We start from the raw sequence: 6,121 nt of genomic DNA, 5'->3' as shown, positions 1-6,121 counted from the left end.
ATGAATCGCTTCATGATCGAATTCGGCGATAGAGTTAACCGATAACAGGACGGCTAGTTACACAGAATTCCGGACAGACTCTCATTCTCGGACTATATAGTATGTTCTTATAGAGAGCATACTCTTATCTACTGAGTATCTATAAAAGGTTTGTGGCTAGGATTGCGCATATGCAGTTTTATAGCCAATTCTTGAATTTCACAATAGTAGTACTCGCTGTTATACTTTTCCCTTCTCTCATTAATTAGCAATTTATATACCAAATAGTAATATTTTATACTGCCGCCTAGAAGCTCATCTAAATCATCAATTGAAACATAATTATTGTTTGCGAAATATGAAATTGATTCCAAAAAATTTAAAAAATTAGACAAGTAGATATATTTTTCCGAATCTCCAGCTCTCTTTTTTGTGTTACTGACAAGTTTGGAAATTTTTTCAATATGCTTATTTATATCAATATCTTTATGGTTTGTTAAGCAATAGAATTCATGGATAATGGTTCTGGCTTTTAATATTTCAGGCGAACTAAACCTTTCGTCAATTCGTAGAAGAAAATCACTTTTAGAAGTTCTATTTAGATTTTGAAATTGAAGCCACCCAGCGCAAACAATTATGAGAGTTAAAAAAATAATAATAATGTTATGCCAATCCCCAATATTATTATATGTATTTTTGTGAACAATATCATACAATCTATTTTCACCAAAATATATTATAGAAATGACGGGAATTCCAAAGATAAATAGTGACTTAGTAAAGCTAATAATTGTATTTTTTCCATCCTTGTACTTTTTTAATAATTTTTTAGTATTCATGATATAAATCCATTTTTTAAGCATATCGTCATTGAAAATTATAACTTTAGACAATTGACACCTCCCCCGCCCCGGATCAATAATCCCTTCGGACTTTGAGGAAGCCTTAATAACTATCAAGGATTTGCTTCCAGGATATATCTGGTCCACCAGTCTCTTCAGTCTTAGATAACTGTGAGAGTCAACTGGTTTTCAACAGCATGGACGCTGCAGGACGGCACTTGAGCTGATTGATCATCTTTTGACGAGGTTATCTATGTCTACTAAATTTTCGCGTGTTCAACTTTTGAATGAATTTGAATCTGCTCCAGATTCAACCTTATTTAACCAACAAACTGTAGCAGCTGTATTGAACTGCTCGACCCAGTTGCTCGAACGCAATCGTTGGGCGGGTACGGGCGTTCCCTATATCAAGATCGGCAGGAAGGTGTTGTATCGCAAAAGCGAGGTTCTTTATTTTCTCCAACAACAAAAAGTCTATCGCTCGACCAGTGAAGAAGGGCATTTTGCTCGATAAGGGTTGATTTTATAGATGAAGCGCATGGAAGGCTTGCCTCCTTCCATGAACGGTTTGGAGAAAGTAATGAAACACAACAACGTATTAAATCTTAAAATCGACTTTAATTCAGCGCAAGCAGGTGAACCTGAATTTCAAGCCTTTAATTACGCGGGAGGTCGATTCGAAATGTCGAGAAGAGGGATTGTTTTCATTGGTCAGGACAAAGAGGGAAATCCACTGGCGCCGATTTGGATTTGTTCCTTATTGCAGGTTGTAGCTAAAACCCGTGATGCCCATAGTGGTGAATGGGGTCGATTATTGGAGTGGTTTGACGATGACGGCATAAAGCATCAGTGGGCGATGCCGCTTGAGTTGCTGCAGGGCGAAGCCTCGGATGTGAGGCGAGAGTTGGCAAGGCATGGTTTGGCGATTTCCCCCAGCAGAACGGCCAGAGATTTGCTGACCTCGTTTTTGCAGGTTTGCCCTGTGGAAGCGCGTGCCCGCTGCGTGGATAAATTAGGCTGGTACAGCGATATGTTTGTCACAGCAACAGACGTTATCGGCCAGAAGGACGAGCGGATAGTTTTTCAAAATGCCCACTCGATTGAGCCGGCCTTTGCAATCTCAGGCACTGCTGAGGAATGGAGGGATTCCATTGGGGTATGGTCTTTGGGTAACTCACGATTAGTGTTTGCCATTTCAACCGCGTTAGCGCCTGCGCTTGCTGAGATGGTTGGTGAAGATTCTGGTGGGTTTCACTTCAGGGGCGCATCCTCCTCCGGTAAAACCACGGCGTTGCGCATGGCTGCTTCGGTCTGGGGTAATCCTGCCAGTTACCCACGTCTTTGGCGAACCACAACCAATGGTCTGGAAGGACTTGCTGCTTTGCATAATGATGGTTTATTGATTCTTGATGAGCTAAGCCAGATTGATCCGAAAGAAGCTGGCGAGGCTGCCTACCTATTGGCTAATGGCCAAGGAAAGACAAGGGCTACACGCAATGGCATGGCTAAACCCTCTGCCCGTTGGCGGTTGTTATTTTTGTCGGCAGGTGAAGAATCGTTAACTGGATTAATGGCTAAAGCCGGACAAAAAGCCAATGCTGGGCAAGAAATCCGCTTGGCTGACATTGAGGCTGATGCCGGGGCGGGAATGGGCATCTTTGAAACCTTACATCATCAAAACAACCCAGCCAGCTTCGCATTGGCATTAAAAGATGCTGCCAGTCGTTTTCATGGGGCGGTAGGTAAAGTCTGGTTGCAGCGATTAGTGGCTCATCGTTTGGAGATTGCCCCAGCGCTGAATGAATTGCTAAACGAGTTCGCGAGGGAGTGTGGGGCTTGTCATCTATCAGGACAAATTCAACGGGTAGTCAGACGTTTTGCTCTGGTTGCCGCAGCGGGTGAATTTGCAACGTTCTATGGGTTGACAGGATGGTTAGAGGGAGAAGCGATTTCTGCCGCTAAAAAGTGCTTTACTGCCTGGCTTGAAGCGTTTGGTACTCAGGGGAGTCGAGAAGACAGGGCTATTCTTTCGCAAGTGCGTGCGTTCTTTGAAGCCCATGGTGCAAGTCGATTTGATGATATAAAAATGCCTAATAATGAACGTATTCATAACCGGGCGGGTTTTTATCGTGTTGGCAGCCATGGTAATCGTGAATATCTAGTATTAACGGAAGTGTTTAAGAAAGAAATTTGTCAAGGATTTGATACTAAAACCGTTATTCGCACTCTTTTACAGGCTGAATGGTTGGAGCAGGGTAGTGACGGTAAATCGTCTCAAAAGCCAAGAATAGCAGGTTTAGGATCACCTCGATGTTATGTCTTGAATGAAAACCTCTGGTCAGCAGAAATCTAAAACCAAGCAAAAACTGGGTGGGGCACGTGGGGCAGGTGGGGCACCCAGTCTGGGTAAGGTTATTTGGCGCCCCACCTCTTCAGAGTTCTGGTGGGGCAAGGTGGGGCAGTCGGCTTAAATGAATTATTCGCCCCACCTTGCCCCACATGCTGTTAAACCGAGTGGGGCAGGTTACGCCTAGTGTTTACAAGGTTGCCCCACCTGCCCCACGTGCCCCACCAAAAATTGAATTGTCCGTGGGTTAATTGATCTCTCGAATTAAATTAATAATTAACTGAATCATAATATCCTTTTGGGCTGGATCACTTTGTGCAACCAACAAGGCAATAGCGACTAATGCATTGTCATTAATTTTAACATCACCGTTTGGTTTCAAATGGTGTTGATTAAGCTGTAAGAACCAGACAAACATAAACGCACCAATTCGTTTGTTGCCATCAGAAAAGGGATGATTTTTGATGATAAAATACAACAAATGGGCAGCTTGCTCCTCAATGCTTGGGTATAAGTACTCCCCGTCGAAACTTTGAACAATATTGCCCAGAATACCTTCAAAGCTGTTGTCTTTGGGTTGACCAAATAATTCAGTTGCTTGTTGTTCTGATATCAAGTTCTTCTTTAAATCGTGGATTGCTTTCATTGCGGTAGGGTAATTTATTTCACAAGTGATATTGGTATTTAAGGGACCCTCCGGAAAATTACCCGTGTCATATTGATTCAGTAGAATGAAGCTCTGATTGTAATTGGTTAATACAGACAATAATCCACTGGCCTCTGTTTGGCTGAGATCGGTTGATAATGCTTTTTGAAATAGCGCTACTGTTTTCTCAAGCTCTTTGATTTGTTTTGTCTGTCTTTTTAATTGGTTTTGATTTAGCGCATATCCTTTAACCAGGTACTCCTTCAATATTTTATTAGCCCAGATTCTAAATTGGGTTCCTTGTAGAGACTTTACCCGATAGCCCACAGAAATAATGACATCCAGATTATAATGTTCAACATCACGGGATACCTTTCTTTTACCTTCTTGCTGAACTATCCGGAATTTCCGGATAGTTGAATCCGATACAAGTTCGTTTTCAAAAAATATATTTTGAATATGCTCGTTTATTGTGCGTACATCCTTTTTAAAAAGTTCAGCCATCTGCCGTTGAGATAACCATACGGTCTCTTCTTCAAGAGGCACTTCAATTTGAATGCTGCCATCCTCTGCTTGGAATAGTAAAATTTCGCTCATAAGCGCTTGCTCTGAAATGAATGGAGAACGTAATTATGTTAACCCACTAACTCACTTTGTTAAAAAGGGTTTATAAATCCCGAAGAATTTTCTAAGGGCGCAATATACAAACTTTGTTTGTGCTGAGGAAATGGACAATTTGTGTTGTTAATTTTACGGCGACATGGCTCGTAATTTATAATCTAAGATATGTCCAGAGGTATTAAAAAAATGAAACCATTGATAGAAACAAATCCCTATTTAAAAAATAGGAACTACCCCACTAACAATTTGAATTTTACCTGGGTGTGACCCCGCATTAATGTAAGAATATTTCTGAGCACCCTCTTTGTATGTTTAATTTAAAGGCACATGGCTCTATTTGTCCTCAATTAATTCGCGTATAATTCACTTTTTAAATTATCCCAAGTGAATAGAATTAAGTTGAAAGTATGCAATCCAAATTCGAGAAGTTTAATGAATTACTACCAGAACTTAAAATTGAAACCGCTCAAAATTTATCAAACCGTGATTTAGTAAACTTCGCTCAGACATCAAAATATCATTTGGCTTTGTTTAAGCCGGTGATTGATGTTCGTAAATTATTGCATCATGTGACACGCGGGGAACATGATGCGGTTAAAGCAATGTTAAAGAAGGACATGAGTTTATTTTTTAAAAGGGGCGTCGTTACGGATTGTTCTGGGCGAGAATTTGAGAATATCAGCGCTTTTGAATATGCGCTGTGGGCCCTGGATAAACACATGTGGACAGCAATGCTTGCGTGCATTCCGCAGAATGAAGAAGGCAGAAAGGTATTCGCTCGATTGATTGCTCAATACAACAAAGTGAACACAGACGGAGTCACTTATAAGCTGAATGGGAAAATAATCACTGAACAGCATTTTGATTTCAAAAATACCCTCATCAAAGAGATGCAAAAACACGAGGATTTAATCAACGCTCCAGAGGTTAAAAATAGCGATGTCATTAATATACAATGGAGAGAGGGTGTTGGTGGTGCTCAAAACCTTTTGCCTATGCATGTTGTTTATGAGTACTGCTCTGATGAACCTTTTTATCCTGTGCCGAAATTTACCTCGCAGCCTAAATCATCAAAGCAGTTTTATAATTGGATAACTGACAAGGATGAAAATTGGTTTAGTGTTGGTTCTAAGTTAGCGGTTGATTTTGCTATATATAAAGGGACGGGGGGGCGTTGCGTGGCTTGGCGAAATCATTCGGGCACGCTCGATTTGGCTGCCATGGCGGCCTTATATAAAGTAAGAACAAACGATTTTCTCGATCTCAAATCGCAGCTTGAGTTATTGTCAAAAGTGGTGTACGACATTAAGCGGCCTTCCTGTCTGATTGTTTGACAACCTGTACTCCATCTTCAAATTTAACGTTATTAACAACAAGCATTAATAGGTTAAAACCTCTCATTTTTATACATCGCTTTTGGGCGGATTCCATTAATTTAAACACCATTGCTAGCGTACTATCTCTCGAGCCACAACTGCGTGATTTTTTTGTACGTAAGCGCACTGACGTGGTCTAATAGAATTTGACACCCCAGTTAAGAGATAATGTACTTAACTGGAGAAAAAAATGGTAGCAAGAAAGAAGTATTCTAAAGAATTGGAACTTGATGCAGTTAGTCTGGTATTAGAACAAGGCTATGGCTGCACAGAAGCTGCTAAAAGTTTGGGGATTCATCAAGCTCTACTT

6 protein-coding genes and 1 pseudogene are annotated in these 6,121 nt (G+C 40.9%); 4 read left to right on the top strand and 3 right to left on the bottom strand.

The genetic code is table 11. The features are described from left to right. Positions 1-128: 128 nt before the first annotated feature. Positions 129-818: a DUF4760 domain-containing protein gene (locus Lrub_RS07545; RefSeq protein ID WP_237760774.1), complete on the bottom strand. Its 690-nt coding sequence runs from the start codon at positions 816-818 to the stop codon at positions 129-131. Between the two features lie 256 nt (positions 819-1,074). Between Lrub_RS07545 and Lrub_RS14560 the strand changes: the two genes are divergently transcribed. Together Lrub_RS14560 and Lrub_RS07535 are read left to right on the top strand one after the other, a co-directional pair. Continuing rightward, positions 1,075-1,335 carry a helix-turn-helix transcriptional regulator gene (locus Lrub_RS14560; protein WP_082651468.1) on the top strand — a complete coding sequence of 87 codons (261 nt, stop codon included), beginning with the start codon at positions 1,075-1,077 and terminating at the stop codon, positions 1,333-1,335. 66 nt (positions 1,336-1,401) lie between these two features. Then, positions 1,402-3,174, top strand: a complete 1,773-nt coding sequence (locus tag Lrub_RS07535; RefSeq protein ID WP_058531592.1) for a DUF927 domain-containing protein — start codon at positions 1,402-1,404, stop codon at positions 3,172-3,174. Positions 3,175-3,415: 241 nt separating this feature from the next. Here the strand turns inward: Lrub_RS07535 and Lrub_RS07530 are convergent, their stop codons facing one another. Continuing rightward, on the bottom strand, positions 3,416-4,411 hold the full coding sequence (locus Lrub_RS07530) for a virulence RhuM family protein/type II toxin-antitoxin system death-on-curing family toxin (protein WP_058531590.1): 996 nt from the start codon (positions 4,409-4,411) through the stop codon (positions 3,416-3,418). Between the two features lie 431 nt (positions 4,412-4,842). Between Lrub_RS07530 and Lrub_RS07525 the strand changes: the two genes are divergently transcribed. After that, positions 4,843-5,769: a hypothetical protein gene (locus Lrub_RS07525; protein ID WP_058531589.1), complete on the top strand. Its 927-nt coding sequence runs from the start codon at positions 4,843-4,845 to the stop codon at positions 5,767-5,769. Here the strand turns inward: Lrub_RS07525 and Lrub_RS15085 are convergent. Then, a pseudogene (locus Lrub_RS15085) lies at positions 5,741-5,944 on the bottom strand (IS256 family transposase); the annotation flags it as partial. The gene Lrub_RS07525 and the pseudogene Lrub_RS15085 overlap by 29 nt on opposite strands. A 57-nt stretch (positions 5,945-6,001) precedes the next feature. Between Lrub_RS15085 and Lrub_RS07520 the strand changes: the two are divergent. After that, positions 6,002-6,121, top strand: a 120-nt coding sequence (locus tag Lrub_RS07520; RefSeq protein ID WP_156413033.1) for a transposase, incomplete at its 3' end; no start/stop codon positions are given.

The sequence above is a fragment of the Legionella rubrilucens genome, assembly GCF_001468125.1.
Classification (GTDB): Bacteria; Pseudomonadota; Gammaproteobacteria; order Legionellales; family Legionellaceae; genus Legionella_C; species Legionella_C rubrilucens.
Note: the sequence above shows the minus strand (reverse complement) of the source record. Positions and strands in the feature narration are given on the sequence as shown.